Here is a 25,346-nt window from a genome sequence, read left to right on the forward strand (position 1 = left end):
GGTTGCTCAGTCTTTTGCAAAAATTTGCCGATGCGGCAATCCTTGCGCGATTTTTCCGATTTTCCCCGTTCAATGATGCAACCATAGATATATTATACGTTTGGCTGCGCTACATAAGGGACAGAGCCGTTTTCGTCAAAACATCTGCCATTTGAAACACGCCATAAAACCAACCCATAGCTGTATTTTTGTCGATTTAATAATCGTTTTATGAGACAGCACCTTGCCAACGGAAGTCGATCCCTGCCATATTCTTTCATATATGTCAGGGGGAAACGCAAGTTGTGATGCGGTCGAGTGACGCGCCTGCGGGCGGAACACACGGCCAGATCGCAAACTGGCGTTAACAACGTTTGGGAGGTCAGACGTTGCATACACAAGCAAACATGTTTGCTTCGGGGACTAAACGGCAGGTAGAAGCACTCACACCGCCACAATCAAGCATCTGGCTTGACTGGGCCGAGGGTCATGATTGGGCAAATTACAATATTTGCAACATCATCCAGTTGGAGGGTGATCTTGATATTGCTGTCCTGCATCAGGCGATTGTTCGTACAGACCGGGAAAATGACGCGCTTCGTTTGCGTTTCGGATCGCAAAACGGCGATCCTTTCCAGACTTTTGCCGATGCCTGCCGCGAAACCGATTTCAGCGTCATTGATCTGCGTTTTTCGGACGATCCGGTTCTGATTGCCAATCAGGAGGTGGAGGAAATTCGCCAACGCCCGCTTGATACGAACAACGGGTATCATTGTCGCCACCGCCTGCTGATATTGGGCAACGGGCGGGTCTGGTGGGTTCGGGTATATCATCATCTGGTTTGTGACGGATATGCCGGCCATTTGATGGCGCATCGCGCCGCGGAAATTTATACCGCCCTTAAAGCCAACACCACCCCGCCCGCAAGTCTCTTCAGCTCATATGCCGATTTTATCAAAACCAATGCGACCTACCCCGAAACACCGGCCTTCCAGCGCGACCTTGCCTATTGGCAGGACCGCCTGAAAGACGACCATCCCGTCACCCGGTTTTCATCCGACAAACCATTGGGAAAACTGGTTCAGGCCCGGCTGGAACAAACGCTTGATCACGCGGAAATCGCCAAACTGCTGCAAACGGCCAAGTCCTGTGGCACATCGCCAACCGCCATTGTGATGGCAACATATTGCATCGTGCTAGGACAAATTGGCGACACCAGGCACCCGACTTTCACCATGCCGCTTCTGAACCGGATGGGGCGGGCTGAACGCAATATGCCGGGAAACTTTTCCTATACCATCCCCTTCGATACCGATTTGGATAATCACAGGCAATTTTCCGGGCTGGCCCGCGATATCTTTGCCCGGACACGGCGCGATATTCGTCATATGCGTCTTGGGGCGCCGCGCATGCGGGCCGCACGGCTGGGTGCGAAAAGCCTGTCGGGGGGCGGTGCCTTTTTTATCGGTCTGGACGCGGATGACCCCCTGTCCTTTGCCGGGCTGCCGGCACGCCGGATCAATGTTTATAACGGCCCCATCAGCGACCTGGGACTGGTCTATATGAAGCAGGCCATAACCCCGGACAGGCACGAGGCCGAAATCATCTGGCAATATGATACCAGTTGCCACGATGTAAAATCCGCCACCCGCATCGCCGAACGTTTCCGGTGTTTTCTGTTACGTGCACTAGATAACCCGGATCAGGATATTGCCGACATTGCGGCACCGCCCGAACACGAGCTTGCGGCGATCCGGGAATTTGAAAGCGGCCCGCGCTTTATCCGACCGGTTCCGGAACACCTGATCCCCCAGCGTATTGATCAAGCAATTGCATCGCACCCGGAAGACATTGCCCTGATCACGGCAGAGGGGCGGGAAGTAACATTCGCAACCCTGGGGAATATGGCAAACGCCGTTGCCCGCCATTTACAGCACAGCGGGATTGCGCCGGGCGATTTTGTCGGCATGAATATTTCCCCCTGCCCGCAACAAATTGCCGCCGTCATCGGCATCCTGAAATGCGGCGCCGCCTGTGTACAACTGGATCCGTTGCACCCGGTGGCACGCAATGCGTCGATGATGAAACACCTGAAATGCCGTCAGGTTCTAAGCAATTGCACCGGGAAATGGCACGAGACCGATGATCGCACTTTTGCGATAAACGATATTAATTCCGTTTCCGGCATTGACGGCACCATCGCATTTGAAAATATCCGCGCCGACATTTGTGGTGACGATATTGCCTTTGTCTTCCATACGTCGGGGTCAACCGGGCAGCCAAAACCGGTCCCGGTTCATCATCAATCCCTTGCCGACAAGATCGACGTCGCCATTGAACAATTCGGTATCGGCTCTTTTGAAAATGGCGATCCGGAAAGCGTGGGGCTATTCCCGTCACCGGGATTTGATCCGTGGATGCTGCAATTCTGTGTCGGGCTGACGCGCGGGCATCGCATGTGGCTGATGACACATGCGATCCTGAGTGACGGTCGTGAATTCTGGGGCGGTGTGGCACGCCATCATGTCACCCATCTGATGTCGGTGCCGTCATTTTACGAAAGCGTGCTCGATGCCATTCCGGCCGACGGCAATTTCCGCCTGCGCCGGATGATTGCCGGCGGTGAAGTCGCGCAGCCAACCTTTGTCCAGCGGCTTTATGCCGTTATGGACAGGGGCGATATCTGGAACTGCTATGGCCCGACCGAGACGACCATCCATGTCGCGATGTATCCAGTTCCCAGAGATATTAAGTCCAAAAGCATCCCGCTTGGCCCGATCAACAAAGGTGCGGTTGTTCGGATCCTTGATGAAGACGGAAAACGGATGCCACTTGGCGTCCCCGGAGAGCTTTATATCGGTGGCATAGGACTTAATCGCGGTTATATCAACATGCCCAAAGTAACCGCCGAGAAATTTATCGCAGACCCGACCGGTGAGAGCGGCGAAATCTTTTATCGCACGGGCGATCTGGTGTCCTGGGGTGAAGACGGGATGCTTTATTATCACGGGCGCATGGATGAGCAAGTCAAGATCCGCGGGCAACGGATCGAGATCGGTGAAGTTGAATATCATCTTTCGCGTGTATCCGGTGTCGCGCAGGCAGCGGTATTGTATGTCAAAACCGGTCATGGCGGTGAACTGATCGGTTATCTGTTGCCAGACGGCTCCGCATCCGCGCGCCCGGATGTTGGCGCTGTACGCGGCGAACTGGCACGACATCTGTCCGATGCAGCCCTGCCTGTACGGCTGGAATGGGTGGACACGCTGCCAATGCTGCCGTCAGGCAAGATCGACCGCAAGGCGCTTGTCGAATTTGCCACGCTTTCGCGGGAAAAATCCTCTGTTCCCCCGGCAGAACGGCAACCGGCACCCACCAAACCCGATCAGATGCGGTTTCATCAGATTGCCGGACAAATCGCCAGGATCTGGCAGAATCTGATTGAAACGGACGAAATTGATTTTGACATCAATCTGTTTGACGCCGGTGCCCATTCGCTACTGGTGCCACGTGCCCAGTTTGCGCTGTCAAAACTTGCCGGACGGAACATTGCATCGGTCGAAATATTCGAGCATCCGACCATCAATTCCTTTGCCCGTCATCTTTGCAACGGCGCGCAAGCAGACGTCGACGCCACAAATCCGGAACCCGAACAGTCCCGTCAGAATAAGGCGGGCAATAATGACATCGCGGTGATCGGCATGGCAATGCGCCTGCCCGGTGCGGATGACCGCGCGGCATTCTGGTCGCTGCTGGAAAACGGTATTGACCAGATACGGGATATTGACCTTTCCCGGCTACGCGCAATGGGGGTTGATCCCTCGATACTGGAAGATGCGGCCTTTGTCCCCCGCCACGGGATTCTGGATGATATTGACATGTTCGACCCCGCCCCGTTTTCCATGACGGCGGGCGAGACCCTTGAAACCGATCCCCAACATCGCCTGTTGCTTGAAGTAGCCCTTGGTGCACTGGAAGACGGGTCCTGCGATCCGGCACGTGATGGACCGGTTGGTGCCTTTGTCGGGGTGGGATTTCCGACCTATCTGATCGACGCACTGGCAGATCGCCTGGATGCGCGGCCCGATGCCATCCGGTATGGCATTTCGATTGGCAATGACAAGGATTTTGCCGCCACGCGGCTTGCCTATAAACTCAACCTGACCGGGCCTGCCATCGCCTCTGCAAGTGCATGTTCAACCGGGTTGCTCAATGTTGCACAGGCTGTTCAGGCATTGCGGTCCGGGCAATGCCGTGTTGCGCTTGCGGGGGGGGCCGCGCTGGGGATGAGCCCGGCTGGCGGATATTATTTTACCCAGGGCAGCATCGGATCGCGCAGCGGCGTTTGTCGCCCGTTTGACAGCAAGGCCGACGGCGTTGTCGGGGGCAGTGGTGCGGCGATTATCCTTTTGAAACGCCTTGAAGATGCCATTGCCGACAAGGACACCATCCATGCGGTCATTAAGGGCATCGGCCTTAGCAATGATGGCGCGGCAAAGGCAGCTTTCACCGCGCCCAGCATCGATGGCCAGGCGACGGCCATTCACGCGGCCCTGGCCGATGCACAAATCGATCCCGCCACCATTCGCTTTGTCGAGGGACATGGCACCGCAACCGCCCTTGGCGACCCGATAGAAGTCGCCGCACTCAACAGGGCCTATGCGCGATCACGGTCAACATCGTCACGCCCGGTCTGGCTTGGTTCGGTGAAGGGGAACCTTGGCCATCTTGACAGTGCCGCCGGTGTTGTCGGCTTGATCAAGGCGATATTGGCCCTGCGCCATCGGGCCTTTCCGCCGACCTGTCATTTCAGCGAGCCCAACGCAAAACTTGGTCTGGAGCACGGACCATTTCAGATTAACAACACTGTTCAACCCCTGGCGAATGACGGCGATGAACCGTTGCGTGCAGGTATCAGCAGCTTTGGCGTAGGCGGCACCAATGTGCATGTGATCATCGAAGAAGCGCCCCGCCCCGATACATCACCCGTGGCACATACACCAAACGATAGTCCCGTGATCCTTCCATTTTCAGCAGCAAATGAGGCCGCCCTGCACAAATTGCTGGAAACAACGGCAACCTGGCTTGACCGGCACGGATCCGAAATCGCGATATCCGATGTTGCAAACAGCCTGTCGCGACGCCACGCCCATCGGTGCAGGGCCACGATTGTTGCCACCGACATCGAAACGGCCCGTGCCGCCCTGTCCAACCCGAAATTGCCCACACATCATCAGGGTGTGGTAAAACGCAATGCGCCATCCGTGACATTCCTGTTCCCCGGGCAGGGATCCCAGCGACCGGGCATGGCCGCCAGGCTTTATGCCAGCGACCCCGTATCAGCAGACCGGATCAGGCAGGCGTGCCAACAGGTCGCACGGATCGGCGGACCGGATGATCTGCTGGATTTGCTGACCATGTCAGATACAAGCCCGGCAACATCAGCCCGTATGGCGCATACCGAAATCGCCCAGCCAGCTTTGTTTATTTATGAATTTGCACTGGCAAACTGGCTGATCGACAATGGTATTTCGCCTGCGGCACTGGTTGGTCACAGCATTGGCGAATATGTCGCGGCCTGCCTTGGCGGGGTGATGTCATTTGATGATGCGCTGCGTCTGGTGGTGATGCGCGGCCGCCTTATGGGCCAGACCGAACCAGGGGCAATGTTTGCGCTTTCCATGACCGAAACTGCGGTGGGCGACCTGTTGTCGGCTTTTGGTCCCGATCTGTCGATGGCGGCAATCAACGGGCCGCGCCAATGTGTGGTGGCGGGCAGCACCGAATGTATCGAGGCGCTTGAAGACCATATTAAAACCCAGGGCAATGCCGGGCGTCGCCTTGTTGTCTCGCACGCCTTTCATTCCCGCATGATGGAACCGGTTCTAAAGGCCTTCCGCAACATCGTTGCCCAAACCCGGCTCAATGCCCCGACCCTTCCGATCCAGTCCAATCTGACCGGAAAATGGCTGTCGGCAGAAGATGCCACAAACCCCGATTACTGGGTTCAACATCTGCGCAATGCCGTGCGTTTTGCCGATAATATCAAGGGCATTCTCGCGGAAATGCCCGACACGGTCATGGTCGAATGCGGTTTTGGCAACACGGCAAGCCGCCTTGCCATGGTCAACGGCACCCAAGCGGCCAACTGTATTTCCCTACAGCCAGCCGCCGATGCGAAGGATGCGCAAAATACCTTTGAGGTCAATAACACCCCGGATCCGCTGATCAATGCAATTGCCATGCTTTGGATCAGGGGCCCAACACCGGATTGGAACCGGGTAAACCGGACCACGGATGCCCGGCGCATTCCATTGCCAACATATGCGTTTGACCGGCGCCGGTTCTGGCCGGAAAAAAACACAGTCCCGACATCTGGCATAACGCCGTTTGCCGCCCCGTCTGCCGAACCAAAAGGCACCTCGCCAACAGAACGGGATGTTAAAAACGCCAAAACCGAACCACACCTGCAAGCCGACATTCTTGCCGTTTGGCGCAATATGTTTGGCGACCCGGCCATTGGGGCCGACGACGATTTCTTTGAACTTGGCGGGGATTCCCTTTTGGCAGTTCGGATCGCAACACGGCTTGCCGACGTTCTGAACGCTGAAATTCCCGCCGCCGTTATGTTTGAAGGTCGCACGGTTCGGGGCGTTGTTGATCTGCTTGCCGCATTTGAAACGGATACCACAACGGTCAATGCCCCACCCGCCCGGAAAGACGACATCACACCCAATGCCGCCGAACCGCAACCGTCACGCGAAACAGGAATGCTATAATGACGACGGATCAACTGTTTCATCGCACCTGGGCGGCCCAAAATCTGCTGGACCAGCTCCGTCAGCGCGACATTGTGTTAAGCCTCCACGCCAATGGCAATGACCTTTGTTTTGATGCTCCGGCCGGTACTTTTGACGACGCGCTGAAACGCCGAACGCGCGAACTGAAAACCGAAATTATCGGTTTGCTGCGCCCACCGGCTGTTGAGCCCGAAAATAACGACACAGCCGGTCCAATCCTTTCGTCCTTCCCGGCCCATCCTGCCATAGAAGGGCAATGGATTGCCCGACGCGACCAGGAACCAAATGCGAATTATCACATCATCACAGGGTTTATGCTGCCCGAAGGTACGGATTTTCAAGCCGTTCAGAGCGCAATCGCGGGCATTGTCAAACGTCATGATGCCCTGCGATCCACCTTTGTCGAACATGACGGTCAACTGATCCAGCGCATTCACGCCACCATGCCGGTGCAAGTGCGCAAAATCGACACCCCCCATGACATACGCTGCGCGCTTTTTGATCTTGCAACCGGTCCATTGGCGCGGTTTGGCTATATCGACCACAAGGACGGCCAGGCACCACAACTGGCAATAGCCATTGATCATCTGTGCTTTGACGGCCAGTCGATCATGTTATTGAAAAAAGAGCTTCTTGCCGTTCTTGCCGGACAAAAGCCCGGAAATGTCCCTGATACCGGGACTATTATTCGCAATGCCCATTACGAGCTGGATCACGAACGGGGCGACGTTGCGCGACGTTTCTGGTCTGCGCGAACCGATAAACTGTTGTCCGTCGGGCTGCCTGACGACCCGGATGCAGATCGCAAGGGGGCGGGCAAGCGCCTTTTGATCGAATTGACGGGAAAAAACGCAGATGCGTTCTCGAAACTTGCGCAATATACCCGAAAAACCACCCAGACCGCCCTTTGGATGGCGCTGACAATCGCGGTCATTGCGCGCCATAAGGAAAATGCGACTGCCGTGATCGGGCTGCCCTTTGCCGGGCGCAGGGACCGGGAAACGATGCAGGCGATGGGCTGTTTTGTAAATGTCCTGCCGGTTGCAATCAAACCCGATATGACCGCCAGTCTGGAAACCCTGACCCACCAGGTGGCCCGCGAGGTTCTTTCAATACTGGATGTGCAGGATTATCCGCTTTCGCGCCTCACACATGACCTGATGCAAATTACACAGGGGCCGACCGGTCAGCCGTTTGATGCCGTCAATGTGATGGAAATCAGCGGCAGCACCTTTGAACTCGAAGATATCGACTTTGGCGCCGGCAAATTCCCCCTGATGATTGGCATGATGCAAAACGGCCCGAAGACCTTTTTGGCGGTCGAATATCAAAGCCACATCTATAGCGATGCGTGGATCGAACGTTGCGCACAGCGTTTTCTGACCTTTGCCAAAGCCCTTGCCGACAACCCCGAAATGCCGCTTGGCCTTGTTGATCTTGTGCCCGAAGACGAACGCAATCACCTGACCGTTGGGCTGAACGATACCGCGTCGGATTACCCGCGCGACTGCGGAGTTGGCGAACTGCTTTCGCGACAGATCGCAGACCCGTCCAACACGGATAAAATTGCCCTGGAGGATCACAACCGAAAAATCACCTATCCGATGTTGGGGCAACAGGTTGCCGCGATTTCAGCGCAGCTGGAGGCTCTTGGTGTCACTGCGGGGTCAATTGTCGCACTGGCGGCAGATCGTTCGCTTGATGCAATTATCACCATCCTTGGAATTGCGTGGCATGGCGCGGCCTATCTGCCGATTGACAAATCGCTGCCCGGCGATGCCGTTGCTGCCCTTATGCAGGAATGCGGTGCCGGTATTTTGCTGTGTGACACGAAACAGTTTGACCGTCTGGCGGATCTTTCCGATCGCGTTCATGTTGCAGGGCTGCCCGACATGACCGCACCGTCAGACGCGCCATTTACCAAACGTGCGGGCGACGATCTGGCCTATGTCATGTTTACATCCGGCTCGACCGGGGCGCCCAAAGGTGTTCTGATCCCCAATCGGGCGGTTGCACGGCTGGTTATGAACAATCGTTCGCTTGCATTTGATAACAGCCTTGTCATGGCACAGGCCGCGTCACTTGGTTTTGATGCGGCGACGCTTGAAATCTGGGCGCCGCTTTTGAATGGTGGCAGGCTGGTTCTGATCGATGACGAAACCCTGTTTGATCCGTCCGCCCTGCACACGGCCCTGAAAAATGGCGGCGTCACCACAATGTGGCTGACAGCCAGCCTGTTTAACCGCATTGCCGATGATGCCCCGCATTGCTTTGCGTCGCTCAAAACACTGTTAAGTGGTGGCGAGGCACTCAGCCCGACGCACCTGCAAAAAGTCATGAAGGCCTGCCCGGATCTTGCCCTGATCAATGGTTATGGCCCGACGGAAAACACCACCTTTACCTGCACCCATCCAATCACGCCCGACGATGCACGCGCCGCCAGCATCCCGATTGGCAAACCGGTTGGCAATACACGCATTTATATTCTTGATGAACGCGGGCAACCGGTCCCGACCGGGGTGTGGGGGGAATTGTATGCCGCGGGCGATGGCTTGGCCCTGGGATATTCCGGTGCGCCGGAACGCACGGCCCGCGCATTTGTCACGTTTGATCATCTGCCAGAGACACGCCTTTATAAAACGGGCGACCGGGCACGCTGGCGGGCAGATGGCGTTATCGAATTTGGCGGACGCGGCGATGGACAGGTTAAAATTCGCGGACACCGGATCGAAACTTCTGCCATTGAAAAACAACTTGGCGAGATTGAAGGCATCCGCAATGCCTATGTGATGGCGGTTGGCAGCGGCGCGGATGCGTTTCTTGGCGCGGCCATTGCGTCTGACCGGGATAACAGCATTGCCTGGATGCAGGCGCTTGGCGACAAGCTGCCCGATTATATGATCCCTGAACGGTTTGTGGTGCTTGATCACTTGCCCGTCAACGTCAATGGCAAGATTGATCGCAAGCAGCTTATTGCCGCGCTGACACATAGCGTACAGCGCGCACACCCCTATGCCCCAACCAGTAACACCATCAGCAGCGATCTGGAACAGGTCGTTGCCGGACATTTCAGGGCCCTGTTTGGCAAAAAGGACATCACCACCTCCTCGGATTTCTTTGTGCTGGGCGGGCATAGCCTTGTTGCCATGCGTTTGGCCGGATTGCTGGAAAAATCCACCGGCATTCGCCCGAAACTTCAGGATATTTTTATCGCCAGCACGGTTGGCAAAATCGCCGCCCTGCTTGGCAATGCTCGACAGGAGGGCGCACAATTCCTGATCCCCAAAGCAAACGGCCCGAAATTCGCCCTTTCCAGCGGGCAGGCCCGTCTTTGGGTTTTGCAGCGCATGCAGCCGGACATGGCGGTTTATTCCGTCCCTGCCGCGTTTGAAATCACCGGACCGATTGACGCCAATGCCCTTCAGGCAGCTTTGCATCAGCTTGAAGAACGCCAACATGCGCTGCGCCTGCGGTTCAAATTCGATCCCCATCACCCCGATGGCGTCAGCCAGTATCTGGTACCGGCCGGGTCATGGGTGCTGGGCCGCCACGAAATGGACGAAGGCCGCGCACGCCTTTTCATCGCCCGCGAAACCGTGCGTCCATTCGACCTTGACGACAAACCCCTGGCCCGGGCCGATCTGATCACACTGGGCCCGAACCGTCACTGGATGCTGGTTTCCCTGCATCATGCGATTTGTGATGGGTGGTCAATGCCGATATTGCTACGTGACCTTGCGGCACTCTATGCCGCGCAAACAGGCGCGGCAGCCCCTCCATCCCTGCCGGTCCTGAACCGGCATTACGAGGATTTTGCCAACTGGCAACGGGGATATTTGAACTCGGCTGAAGGCCGGAATTTGCTGGATCGCTGGAAAAACCGGCTCTATCCCCTACCAGAACCACTTAACCTGCCAACCGATCGCCGCCGCCCGAAAATCCGCCGGTTTGCCGGTGATTTTTACGAAACGGTCTTTGACAACGATACGGCCTGGCGGATCCATGACGCGGCAAACCGTCACGGCACAACGGCCTTTTCCGTTCTGAGCGCACTGGTACAGGTTTTGATGTATCGGCACTGCGGGCAGACCGATATTCCGCTTGGCATGCTCGTGGCGGGGCGCGAACAGACGGCCCTTGATGACGTTGTCGGGTTTTTCGTCAATACCGTTGTGCTGCGTCAGGCTATCGACCCGGATGCCGGGTTTGACGATCATCTGGCACAAACCACCAAAACCGTCATTGATGCCCTTGCTGACCAGGCCGCCCCGTTCGAGGATGTGGTTGCCGCCGTCAATGCCCCGCGTGACCCGGCACGTAATCCGCTATTTGATGTGCTGGTCGCCTGGCAGGACAGCATCCCGGACCTTGGCACGCTCGGCGGTGCGGAACTCTCGCTTCTGAAAACCGAATTTCCGTTCTCGAAATTTGATCTTGCCTTCTATTTCAGCAAACGCAACGACACCGTTGTTTGCCAGATCGAATTTGATACCGACCTGTTTGACAAATCCACCATTGAAGCGATTTTCAACCGGCTTGAAACCCTTGCCAACGCGGCCCTGTTGGCGGGATCGACAACCAAAATCGCCAGACTGCCGATATTGCCTGCGAGGGAGCAGGCAAGGATCGATCAATTCAATGCCACCGATCTTGATCTTGCGATTGAACGCTGCATTTCCGAACCGTTCATCGATCAGGTTCGCGCCACGCCCAACGCACCGGCGGTTATCGGCACATCGGCAACGCTAAGCTACGCACAATTCGCCCGGCGGGTGGCTGGCATTGCGGCAAAACTGCGCACCGCATCGGTTGGCCCGGGCGATGTCATCGGCGTTGCCCTGCGACGCTCAATCGACATGCTAGCGGCCATTCACGGCATCCTTCTGGCGGGGGCGGCATACAGCCCGCTTGACCCCGATCACCCGGAACAGCGCCGCCGGGATATGCTGGATGATCTGGGGTATCCGCGTGTGATCACCACCCCCGATCTGGCACATCTGTTTGACGCCGATAAAATCCTGATCCTTGATGGCAACGAAGATGCCGACATCCCTGATGCGATCAACGCGCCTGACAGCCTTGCCTATGTGCTGTTCACTTCCGGCTCTACCGGACGGCCCAAGGGGGTGGAAATTGCCCATCGCGGTGTTTTGAACCGCATTCTGTGGATGCAGGATGCCTTCCCGATTGGCCCCGATGACGTCATTTTGCAAAAAACCCCCATTACATTCGATGTCTCGGTTTGGGAATTATTCTGGTGGTCATGGACCGGTGCACGGGTTGTCCTGCCCGATCCGGGTGTGGAGCGCGACCCGCAACAGCTTGCGCAAGCCATTTGCAGCCATAATGTCACGATCATTCATTTCGTGCCTTCGATGCTGGCAAGTTTCCTGTATGCCATTGAACATGGCCTGGTCGATATTGAAAAACTTGGCAGCCTCAAACGTGTTTTTGCCAGTGGCGAGGCACTTGACCCGGCACTGGTGCACCGCTTCAATACGCTGCTGTTTGATCGCTTCGGGACGGAACTGCATAATCTTTATGGCCCGACCGAGGCCACAGTTGATGTCACATGGCATGCCTGTTCGCCCCTGGATAACCCCGATATCGTCCCGATTGGCAAACCGATTGCCAATACCCGCATTCGCATCCTGGATGACACACTGCAGGACATGCCGATTGGCATCGCCGGTGAAATCGTTCTGGGCGGCCCGCAAATCGCACGGGGCTATCGCAACCGCCCCGACCTGACAGCCGAAAAATTCCCCGACGATCCCGGCAATCCCGGACAAAAGCTTTATCGTACCGGCGATCTTGGTCGCTGGCTTGCGGATGGATCGGTCGAATATCTGGGCCGAATGGATCATCAGGTCAAAATTCGCGGTTTCCGCATTGAATGCGGCGAGGTTGAAACCGCGATTGAAAGCCATAGCCTGGTTGAACGCGCCGTGGTCAAGGTGGTGCGCATCGGCGGTCTGGATGAATTGCATGTCTTTGTGCTGGGCGATAATGACCTGACCACAGGCATTTTGCGTGATCATCTCCGCACGCGACTGCCCGAATATATGATCCCGGCGCGTTTCTTTGCCCTCGATGATCTGCCGCTTACCAGCAGTGGCAAGGTGGATCGCAAGGCCCTTTCGGGTAGTCCGATGCCCCAGTCGCCCAAAGGCAGCCGCGCGAAATCAAAACCCGATATCGCGATAGCCCCCGAAGCAGAGCCTGCTGGACTGGCAAATCTTGAAAAAATCCTGCAACGGCTTTGGCAGGAAATTCTGCCCGGTGTCATCGCCAACCGTGACGACGGTTTCTTTGACATCGGCGGAAATTCGCTTTTGTTATTGCGACTGCATGAGAAGATCAATGCCCGCTGGCCCGGCAAGGTCAGCATTGCCGATCTTTTTGCCAGTGCCACCATCGCACGTCAGGCCGAACTTCTGGCCGGGCGGGATATTCCAACCGATAATCTTGCGCCCGCACCTGTTTCACAGCTTGCAACCACGGAGCCAATTGCCGTCATCGGCATCGGACTTCGGCTTCCAGGGGCGGACGATCTCGACACATTCTGGGCGGACGCTGCAAACGGAACAGACCATGTGCGTCCGCTTCCGATCGAACGTGATCAGGAAACCCGCGAAATCATGTCCGCCATCGGGCGACAGGTGCCAACACATTTCCGCGAAGCTGCCTATCTGGACCACATCTTTGATTTTGATCCGGGCCGCTTTCGCATGGCACCGGCGGATGCCGCCCTGATTGACCCGGAACAGCGCCTGTTTATCGAAACCGCCCTGATGGCAATGGAAAATGCCGGTTACGGCGGACAGTCCCTTAGGGGGCAAAAAGTCGGTATTTTTGCCGGTGGCGGGGCAAATCCGGCATGGCGCATTGCGATGGAACATGTTGCGCGGGACAGGGCAGAGCAGGTCTTTGCCCTGAATGTGCCGTCCAACATGGTGACACGCCTGTCCTTCCTAAAGGACTGGCACGGCCCGGCAAATATTGTCGATACCGCCTGTTCGTCCTCTCTGGTTGCCGTTCATCAGGCCTGCCAGAACCTGCGAAGCGGCCTGTGCCATATCGCCCTTGCCGGTGGTGCGAAACTGATCCCCTTCCCGCCCGATGCCGAGGGCGGATTTACGATTGATTCCTCGACCGCCCGCACCCGCGCCTTTGACGATAAAGCCGACGGTACCGGCATGGGCGAAGGCAGCGTGGTCTTTGTCCTCAAACCGCTGGGCAGGGCCCTTGCCGATGGGGATACGGTTCATGCCGTCATTCGCGGCAGTGCCGTTAACCAGGACGGCGCATCAAGCGGGGCCGCCGCGCCAAACCCGGCCATGCAGGCCGATGTCATCCGCCAGGCCGCACATGCAGCCGATATCGAGCTTGGGTCACTCTCCTATATCGAGGCGCACGGAACAGGTACCTCGCTGGGCGATCCGATCGAGATTGACGGTCTAACCCGTGCCTTTGCCGGAAGCACGGACGAAACCGGTTTTGCCCTAATCGGCTCAGGCAAGGGAAATTACGGCCATCTGGATGGGGCGGCTGGGGCGCTTGGTCTTGCCCGGGCCATTATGGCACTGCGCCATGACCAGGCCCCGCCGCAACCCTTCTTTGAAATCCCCAACAGCCGGATTGATTTTGCCCGCGCTCCGGTGCGCCCGACCAACCGCCTGGAACCATTGGCCGACCGTGGTGCACCACGACGGGCCGGTGTCAGTTCATTCGGGCTAAGCGGTATCAATGCCCATGTAATCCTTGAAACTGCGCCGAAACGTGCCGCAAATGCACCGGATGATGTCGCACATAACGGCGGCTTTATTCTTGCCCTTTCTGCCGCTAGCGATGCCACATTAACGGACTATGCAACCAAACTGCATCGCGCGGTTGCCGATAATCCCGGCCTTGATGTCCGTGACATTTGCCATACGCTGGCAACCGGGCGAGATCAGCTAAAACATCGCTTTGCCGTTGCGGTTTCGGATCGCGACAGCCTTCTGAACGCCCTTGCCGGACTAATCGCGGGGGACAGGGCAAATTGTGCTGAGCCAAAACCCGCCACCGATGCCTTGTCCGTTCCGGCGGCATCAGGCAATCTTGACGGTGCAGCCGCCAATGCCCGCCAGTGGCTGGCGGGGGCCAATCTGGTCTGGCCACAGGATATTCCGGCACAGCGTGTTGCACTTCCGCATGCGCCCTTTGCAAAAATCGTCTGCAAACCGGCCTTCAGGCCGCGTCCCGCCAGCCACACAGCCGTCATGACAGGCCCGGTCGAAACGGAAAAAGGCCGTTGTTTTGCCATTCCGGTCAATTCGCCGTCTTTCTGGCCCACACAGGAACATCACCTGAACGGACAGCCAACACTGGTCGGCATGGCCGTTCCCGCCCTGATCGCGATGGCGGCCCGTAACGCAACGGGCACCCCGCCTGTGCGCATTTCCGACCTTAAATGGCAAAAACCCCTGTTGCCCAATGCCCTGCCCGATGGCACGGCGACACTTGTGCTGGCAAATGACGGGCGGGCCGAGTTGGGGGGGCGTCTTAAAAACGGAAAATGGTCGGTCTTTACTACGGCACGCTGGTCCCGTGACGTGCAGGGAAAAGATACGCCTGATCCCTTGCTGTCCCTTGATCACGTGCGCGCCAATTGCCCGCTTCAGGCCAATATCGCGCCATTTGCCAAGGATGTCGGCCCGATTACGATCAGTGACCGCTGGGATTGCAGGGTGTCAATGTCTTACAGCGCAGACGAAACCGTGGCGGTCTCGCACCTTGTGTTGAAACCGCAATATCAATCGGACCTATGTGAGTGGATCATACATCCGGCGATGGTTGATATTGGCTGCAGCATGATATTGACGCCCGACGATCATGGCACCGTCCCTGTCGCTATTGATGACATGACAATTCATGCCCCCTTTACCGGCAGCGTGATTGTCTGTGCCGAACGGTGTCATCCGGGTCAGGTCAATCTCGCCTTCTTTGATGCAGATAGCGAAAGGTTGCTTTTAAGCATCAAGGGTATCCGTTTTTCACGCGATAATGAGCATAAAACCCTGTCGTCCGTACCGGAACTGCTTAGTATCGACTGGGTTCCCTACACCCCTGATATCCGTCCCGTGCCCGAAAACACCCTGATGATTTCCGATGGCGATTTCTGGCCGGTTCTGCCTGCCTGCCTGCGGATTTCTCCCGATGCCATGCACACCCGCGGCAAGGATATGCTGGCAACGGCGCAAAATGTCATTCTGGCGTTGCAGCCAGGCACGGACATGGCACTTCGTACCGCCCGGTGCCTACGCATGATCCTGCGTTCCATGCGTGGGCGGGTGCGGCTTGTTGTTGCCGGATGTGGCGCCTATCAGATCGGGGCCGACAGTATTCCGCCCGATCCCGACCAAAGTGCGGCTGCCGGTGTTGCTATCGCGGTGGGCGCCGAGGAACCACGCCTTGTTCTGGACTTTGCCGATATCGCACCGGAAGATTTCGTTGACCATATCGGGACCAGATTTGCCAGCGCCCCGGACCGTGACCGGGTTTCGATGTATCGCCAAAAGGCATGGTACCGTCGAAAACTTCGCCCGGTTTCACGCGACGAACGCCTGACACAGGCCACCTGGCCCGATCACGGGGTGTGTGTCGTAACCGGCGGCACTGGCGGTTTTGCCCTGGCTCTGGCCGAGGAAATGGCGGCCAATGGTAAACTCGCCCTCGCCCTTCTTTCGCGCCGGGGGGAAGATGGCCTGGATAGCACCGCCCGGTCGAGGCTTGCGGAGCTGCATGCAAAAGGTATCAGAATTTCGCTTTTTGCCTGCGACGTGGCCGACAAGGCCGCCCTTTCCCGGACCCTTGCCACGATCCGCGATACGCTTGGCCCGATCACGGCCATCGCCCATGCTGCCGGACTGGCGGATGGCGGGTTCCTTGCCGTGCGCGATATGGACGCATTTGAAAGCATCATGGCGGCCAAAATCGACGGGGCCCGTCATTTGGATGCCCTGACGATCCATGATCCTGTTGCGGCCTTTGTCATGTTTGGCAGCCTGACAGCCATCGTCGGCGTACCGGGGCAGGCCGCCTATAGTGCCGCCAACGCCTTTCTTGACGGCTTTGCCCGTTACCGCCGATCACAGGGCCGCCCAGCACTGACCATCGACTGGTGCGCCCTGGACGAACAGGGCATGGCCGCACGCCACAAGGTGCCGCTTCAGGAAGGGGCGACAATCACACCGCGACAGGCCCCGATAATCTGGCGCGATGCCATGCGCAGCACCGCGCCACAGCTTGTTGTGCTGGCCCCGTCCCTTGCCGGAGAAACACCCGACCGTCCGGCAAAACCCGTTTCGGCAGCCGCCCCCGAAGTTACCGGGCTGCATACGACACCGGCGATGGATATTGACCAGAAAATCGCGACCATCTGGGCCGAGACGCTGGGTTATGATGCCATCGCCCGGGATGACGATTTCTTTGCCCTTGGCGGGGATTCGATCACCGGGATGCAAATCGTTGACCGGATGAATGCCGAACTGGAAATGACGCTGTCGATTTCGGACCTGTTTGAAACACCGACAGTAGATGCCCTATGTGGCCGATTTGGCACGGCACCGATGCCTGGTTCGGACAATACCGAACCAGCCGGCCACGGCGACACAATACCGACAGTAAAACCGCGTTCCACAGGTGAAGAAATCGCAAAAATCTGGGCGGAAATCCTCGGCTATGAGCGTATTGACCCGGAGGAGGATTTTTTTGCCCTTGGCGGCGATTCAATTACCGGCATGCAGATCATTGATCGGATGAATAACGATCTTGCCTGTAATATCAGCCTGGCCGATCTGTTTGAAACGCCGACTGTTACAGCACTGGGCACAAAATTACTGCCATCGGGCAAAACAACGGAAACAGGACTGTCACCGGTATCCTCGCCAGCAAGAACCGAAACCGAGGAAGATCCGCGCCAAACGCCGGAAACGGAATTCTATCCGCTGGCCCCGGAACAAATTTCGGTTCTGCATGCCGAACAGAGCGGCACGATGGGCACGGCCTTTAACCTGCCCCATGCCTTCATACTTGATGGCAGTGTCAATCCTGATCGCCTGCGCGATGCCATCACGGAACTGACAAAACGTCATGACATTCTGCGCACCCGGTTGATTGCCAGAGGCGACGACTGGGTGATGAAAATTCTACCCCTTCATGAAGCCCTGCCCGATTTAACGATGATCGAACTTGATGCCCCGGTATCCCTTGAAGATGCGTGTGCCGGACTTGTAACACCGTTCGATCTGACGACAGAAATCCCCGCACGCTGGCGTGTGATCTGTACAGCCACCGGCAAGAAGGCCCTGTTCTTTGATATTCACCACACGGTGTCCGATGGCTTTACCATCGAAATGCTGCTGGGAGAATTGCTGGCACTTTACCGGGGCCAGACCCTGCCACCGCTGCGCTATCAGCTTCGCGATTATGCCTGCTGGAGCCAGCAGCCCGAAAACCTGGAACGCCTGGAAAAAGCGCGTGATTACTGGTTGTCACTCTATCAGGGGCCGCTTCCGAAACTGGACCTGCCATCGGATCGCAGACGCCCGGCTGTTCACAGCTTCAAAGGGGACATCATCGGGTTTGAACTTGATCCGGCCCTTTTGAAATCCGCCCGCAAATTCGCATCCGATCAGCGTGTGACCATGTTCTCGCTGATGATGGCGACATGGTTTGCCGTGCTGGGCCGTATCACCGAAACCCGCGATCTGGTGATCAGCGTTCCCGTCAACCAGCGCGACGGCACAGGGTTTGGCAATGTGCCCGGCATGATGGTATCGCTTCTGCCGCTACGCATGAAGATTGCCGATGACGAGACCTTTGCCTCGCTTTTGCACAAGGTGCAAAACCATCATATTGATGCCCTGCGCCATCGGGCCTATTTCCTGGATCTGCTGCTTGGTGACCTCTCGCCCCCCGCATCCCCCGAACGCACCTTACTGTCCGAGGTTTCCCTGTCCTATATGAATTATGCGCAAGGAGATTACGGGACCGCTGATCAGACTGGCGGCCTGCGCCCCATTGGCCTTGGCCGTCAGCACTGCAAAAATGATCTGGCAATTTTTGTCCGTGACCTGCCGGAAAGAATGACCATCTCGTTCGATTATTATGCCGATATGTTTGACCAGGCCCGGATGGTCGAACTTGGTCACATCTTTACCACAACGCTGCAAAATCTGGTTGCCGCGCCAGCCACCGCAAAACCCAAACCGATTGTCGATCTGGATCTTCTTCCCGAAGATCAACGCGCAAAGATCGAAAGCTGGGAAAAGGGTCCACAACCACATATCGACCTTGATCACAGGGCACAAAGCGGACTGTTTTCGATATTTGCCCAACAGGCATCCAAAACCGCCGATGCCCGCGCTATCCGCGATACCAGCGGCACCTGGACCTTTGCCGAATTACAGGCCAACGCGCTTTCCATTGCCCATTACCTGAAAACGGCCGGGGTCGCGCCGGGCGATCTGGTTGCGGTACATATTGAACGGGGTCGCCCCGCCATTGCGGCAATTCTGGGGATTACCGCCGTCGGAGCCGGATATGTGCCGCTTGACCCGGCCTATCCGGTGGTGCGCAATCAGTTCATCCTCTCAGACAGCGGGGCAAAACTGGTTCTGGTTGATGACGCAGGATATAACGCACTCGGTTCACTGGCCGAAAATGGCGATCCCATCGCTAAACGGATCAATATTGCCGGTATTTCTCCGGCACCTGCCGATTTCGCCCTGCCCCCCCTTGCCACCCCGGACAGCCTGCCTGCCTATATGATGTATACCTCCGGCTCGACCGGAACGCCCAAGGGGGTCCTGATCGAACAGGGTGCCGTCCGGCGGCTGGCACTTGGGGCGGATTACGCAAATATCCATGCTGGTGATGTGGTGGCACAGGCAGGACCCCTGGCATTTGATGCCGCGACCTTTGAAATCTGGGCAACCCTGCTGGGCGGCGCGGAAATTGCCGTGATTGATCGTGAAGACCTGCTTGATCCGGCGAAACTCGGCCAGGCCCTGTTGCAATCCGGCGTCACCAAAATGTTCATGAGCGCGGGACTGTTCAACCGGCAAATTGATCATGATCCCCGCACGCTTGGAAATCTTGACATCCTGATGGTGGGCGGCGATGCCATCAGCAAAAGGCATATACGCACCTTCCTGTCCGCCTGCCCGGATGTCACGGTTCTCAATGGTTATGGCCCGACTGAAACCACGACCTTTGCCGTTGTCGGCCCGATAACCGAAGAAGACCTGTCGGGCGATACTGATAGCACCATCATCGGTAAACCGATTGCCTTTACCAAAACGCAAATACGTGATCGCAATGGTCAGCGCGTGCCGGTTGGCGTGTGGGGCGAATTGATGATTGGTGGCAAACGACTGGCACGCGAATACTGGAACCGCCCGGACCTGACACGCGAAAAGTTTGTTCCCGATCCCGATCACTCCGGCAAACGACTGTATCGCACCGGCGACCTTGCCCGCTGGACGCGGGATGGCCGGATCGAATTTGGCGGACGCCATGACAATCAGATCAAATTGCGCGGTTTCCGCATTGAACTTGATGAAATCGAGCAACAATTGCAATCCGCCCCTGACATCGGCAATGCCGTGGTCCTATTTGACGCAGCAGCCCCGGATGGCGGTGCCATCATCGGCTGCCTTCAGCCTGCCACAAGCAGCAATGGAACCACACGCAAGTTTGATGTCGCAGCCTTGATGGCATGGCTTGGCGAAACCCTGCCCGGTTACATGATCCCGGCAAAATGGCACATCGTTGATACCATCCCCATTACCGCCAATGGCAAGGTTGACCGCAGGGCGCTGCTTGAAACGGCACGCAACCAGTCGGACATCATGCCACTTGCCACCGGTGAGCAAACCGATACCCCACCGGCCAATGAAGCCGAAAAACAGATTACCGAGATATTTACTGAAGTGTTCGCAACCTCGATCCATAACCGCTTTGCCAGCTTTGCGCAGCTTGGCGGCCACAGCCTGATGGCGATCCGGATTGTAAATCGCATTGCGGATCGTACCGGAATTCGGATCAGCATGGCCGATTTCTTTGCCGATCCGACAGTTGCGGGTCTTGCCCGTCACATTGATGAAACCGCCACGGACAGAAAAGCCGTCCGCACGGAACAGATCCCGCCTGCACCGGCAATGGACTATTACCCCGCCAGCCACGCGCAAAAACGGCTTTATCTGCTTTCGCAGATGGAAGGCAATAAGGGTGCCTATGGCATGCTGTATGTGTTCCGCTGCACCGCTGATCTACAGACCGACATTCTGCAATCTGCCCTGATGCGGCTTGTTGATCGCCATGAAACATTGCGCACAGGTTTTGTTGAACATGACGGGGCGATCACCCAGAAAATCCACGCGACCACCCCGCCCGCTGTCGCGTTTGATGATGTGTCCGGCCATGATGACCCGGTACGCGAAGCCCTTCGCCTGACCCGGATCGAGGCCACGACCCCGATCATCCTGGATCAGCCGCCCCTGATCCGCGCCCGCGTCATCGAGGTAACAGACACCGAAAGCCTGATGATCCTGATGAGCCATCACATCGTCGGTGACGGCTGGTCGTCGCGTATCCTGGTCAATGAACTTGGCAGCCATTACGATGCCGTTCTTCATCAACGGGATGATCCCCTGCCAGCACTTCCAATTACGTATAAGGATTTTGCCTATTGGCAATCCCGCCAGGACTGGTCGGAGGCCACCAATTACTGGCGACAACAGCTTGCCAATGCCCCGGAACAGATAAATCTGCCAACGGATCGACCCGTGCCGGAAAAACAGTCCTTCCGTGGGGCACATGCACATCTTGCCCTGCCCGATGATGTTCTGGCCGGGTTGTACCGGCTTGCCCGCCAGAACAGAACAACACTTTCATCGGTCGGGATGGCCCTGTTTTCGGCCATGCTGTACCGTTTAACGCGGCAGCGCGATATGGTGATCGGCATGGGGGTTGCCGGGCGCGAAAGAACCGAAACCGAAGGGTTGATCGGCTTTTTTGTCAATGTTTTGCCGATCCGCATGCAGCTTGACGACGATACCGACCTTGGCGAACTGATCCGAACCACGCATGGAACCATTGCCAATGCGCTGGACCGCCAGGATTTTCCGTTTGATGAACTGGTCCGTGCCGTCGCCCCCAAACGCAATTCCAACCGCCAGCCACTGGTCAATGTGGTCTTTGAATATCAGCGATTTGAAGCTGTAGCGGCAGTCAAACAAACCGGTTTGCCCCTATTGCCCGCCGATACGCCAGGCATTCTACCGGCAAACATGGATGACTTTGTTGATAATACCACGGCCAAACATGACATCATTCTGTTCCTGACCGAAGAAGCCGGACAGGCCCGTTTCACCCTGGAATATGACACCGATCTGTTCGACGCGGAAACCATGCAGCGCTGGTTGAGCTTCCTTGGCAAATTCGCCGCATCTGCCGCACAAAACGCCCAAAGGGACGACACATGAAGATCGCCGATTTCGATTTTGACACCCTTGATACGCCATCGGGAGACGACCTGCACACCGTTTCCCATGCTTCAGGAACAACCGGCAGCATTGTTGACCGGTTTGAAAAGATTGCGGCATCCCATCCCGATCGCATGGCAGTCCGCGATGAAACAGGTGACATCAGCTACAGGGAGCTTGTGCGCCAAAGCAACCGTATCGCCCATTTCATTGCCGGATTAAACCTGTCTGACGCATCACCTGTCGGGGTGATGACCGGACGAAACAAACATTATATCATCGCAATTCTTGGCGTTCTAAAGGCCGGGTTTGCCTTTGTGCCGCTTGATCCGAATGTCCCGCTGATCCGGCGCATAACATTGGTTCGCAACGCCAGGATACCGCTGATCCTTTCGGAAAGTGCCTGTATCGGTGATCTGCACCAGTTGCAATGGCGCTGCAAAACCGTTGCCGACATCCTGTGTCTTGATTGTGACGACATTGATAGCCTGACGGAAAATCCCGGCTCGCTGATGTCGGTTGAGTTATGGGACCACCTGGCAGGCGATGACGCCGACAATATTTTGGCAGGTGGCTGGAAAAGCGCCTTTACCGGGCAACCGATTGCGCAAAATGCGATGGATGCCTTTGGCGAAAATGCCCGTAAAAAGGTTGCCGGTCTGGTATCGCGTGACGCACGTGTACTTGAAATCGGCTGCGCATCGGGTTTTACCATGAAGCATGTCGCCCCGGTGGTCGGCACCTATGTTGCCACCGATTTGTCCCGCCGCAATGTCGAACGGACCGAGGCACTGGCGATCAATCTTGGCATGACACATGTCATCGGCCGCCAGCTTGCTGCCCATGACATCGATGTTTACGAACCGGGATCGTTCGATCTGATCATCATGAACAGCGTGATCGAAAATTTCCCCGGATACGGGTATCTGCGGGCCGTCCTGACAAAGGCAAAAGCCCTGCTCGCACCGGGCGGAGCCATTTATCTTGGCAATGTCTGGGATGCGGATCGCCGTGACGCCTACCTTGCCGATCTGGCCCAATTTGCCCGCGCGACGGTCGGCCAGGGCTATCACACCCGGCTGGATTTTCTTGAAGACCTGTTTGTCCCACAATCCTTCCTGGATGACTGGGCCGGGGAACAGGGTGGTTTTGCTGCCATTCGATCCGCAATCAATGCCGACGGGTTTGACCCCGCCCCCTATACATTCGATTTTATCCTGTCATCCGACCCGGCCAAACGGCCCGCACCGCAACAAAAGCGCCGCCACGATCTGGCCGCGTTAAAAACCCTGCCCGACAGGCACATCGCAAAAAACACCGCGGCCCGCGATCTTGCCTATATTCTGTTTACCAGCGGCACCACCGGTGTACCCAAGGGGGTCATGATCGAACATGGGTCCGTCGTCAACCTGGCACAGTCGGTTCTTGATACACAGTTAAAACAGATCAATGCCGATAACCCGGACCGTGGGCCAGACCATGGACCAAACCGTGCCCTGAACCTGACCTGCGTTGCGCCCTTTGCCTTTGACGGTTCCATCGTCCAGATCTTTGCCGCGATCCTGAACGGGCATTGTGTGCATATCATAGGCTCCGCCACACGAAGCGACCCCGAAGCGCTTCATAACCTGATGGTCGCCAACGCCATTGACCAGCTTGACGCAACGCCAAGCCTGTTTTCACTTCTGCTGGATTATTGGGAAGAAACCGCCTGTTCCTGCCCGGCAAAAATGGTGGTTCTCGGCGGCGAGGCGGTTTCGGCTCAACTGGTTGAGCGGTTCTTTGCCCTGCCCGGCCAAACTGACCGCAAACTGGTCAATGCCTATGGGCCGACGGAATGTTGCGTTTCATCGGCCCAGTACGTCATGACCGCGCACAACCACAAACAAATCCTGCCCCCGCCAATTGGCAAGGCCATTCAGGGCGTGCATCTGCAAATCTGTGACGATTTGGGCCGACCCTTGCCCGATGGCGTTCCGGGTGAAATCCGTATTGGCGGCATGGGGGTTGCCCGCGGCTATCTGAACGATCCGGTCCTGACGGCGCAAAAATTTGTCATCGATCCTGATGGTAGCCGGTTCTATCGCAGTGGCGATATGGGACGACGGCGCAACGATGGCGAAATTGTTTTCCTTGGGCGGGAGGACGGTCAGATCAAGGTGCGTGGCAACCGGATCGAACTTGGCGAAATTGAACATGCCCTGCTGGCCCATCCTCATATTCGCCGTGCGGCCGTAATTGCCCATGACCGCCAGAAAGATGGCAATCCGGTTCTTGTGGCTTATGTCGTTACCGATGACGATGCCCATGCCGATTTTGATATCGCAGCCTGCCGGGCAAAACTGGAGCAGGCGCTACCAACCTATATGGTTCCCAATCATCTGATTACGCTGGACGAGTTGCCCCTCACCGTGAATAGCAAACTGGACCTTGTGAAACTTCCCGTCCCCGAAAACACCGATCAGGCCACAAGCCCCGGGATAAAACCGCTTGGCAGCGCCTATGAACGGATGGTTGCCCGCCTGATGGGCGACGTTCTTGACTGCGCCATTGATGATGCCAGTGCCGATTTCTTTGAGCTGGGCGGGCACAGTGTTCTGGCAGTTCAGTTCCTGTCCAAAATCAACAAAGCCACCAATGTGAAAATTCCGCTTAGCGATCTTTTTACCTGTGCGTCTGTCGAAAAACTCGCAGCCCGCATTTCCGAACGCGAAACCGCCAAAGACGTCAAAAGCCCGATTGTCACGGTCAACGCCTCGGGCGACAAACCACCCATGATATGTTTCCATCCCGTTGGGGGAAATGTGCTGTGTTACCAGAACCTTGCCCGCGAATTCGGCCCAACACAGCCGCTTTACATGATCGAAGCACGCGGCCTGGAAGACGGCCAGAACTTGCTGCCAACGGTCGAGGAAATGGTGGCGGCCTACATGCCCGCCATCCGCGAAATACTGCCCGACGGTCCGATCCGCGTCGTCGGCTGGAGCTTCGGTGGGTTACTGGGGGTCGTCTCAGAAAACGGAAAATAAAGCAC

3 protein-coding genes are annotated in these 25,346 nt (G+C 56.8%); all 3 read left to right on the plus strand.

Translation table 11 applies throughout. From position 1 onward, the window contains the following. Positions 1–368 precede the first annotated feature (368 nt). From TH25_RS17625 to TH25_RS17635, 3 genes are read left to right on the plus strand one after another with little or no spacing between them, the layout of a single operon-like run. On the plus strand, positions 369–6,758 hold the full coding sequence (locus TH25_RS17625) for a hybrid non-ribosomal peptide synthetase/type I polyketide synthase (protein ID WP_147253041.1): 6,390 nt from the start codon (positions 369–371) through the stop codon (positions 6,756–6,758). Next, on the plus strand, positions 6,758–22,312 hold the full coding sequence (locus tag TH25_RS17630) for a non-ribosomal peptide synthetase (RefSeq protein WP_114089624.1): 15,555 nt from the start codon (positions 6,758–6,760) through the stop codon (positions 22,310–22,312). The genes TH25_RS17625 and TH25_RS17630 overlap by 1 nt, the downstream gene beginning before the upstream one ends. Continuing rightward, positions 22,309–25,341 (plus strand): AMP-binding protein, encoded by a 3,033-nt coding sequence (locus tag TH25_RS17635; RefSeq protein WP_114089625.1) that lies wholly within the window; start codon positions 22,309–22,311, stop codon positions 25,339–25,341. Before TH25_RS17630 ends, TH25_RS17635 begins: the two co-directional genes overlap by 4 nt. Positions 25,342–25,346 lie beyond the last annotated feature (5 nt).

Source organism: Thalassospira profundimaris, from assembly GCF_003326755.1.
Taxonomy (GTDB): Bacteria; Pseudomonadota; Alphaproteobacteria; order Rhodospirillales; family Thalassospiraceae; genus Thalassospira; species Thalassospira profundimaris_B.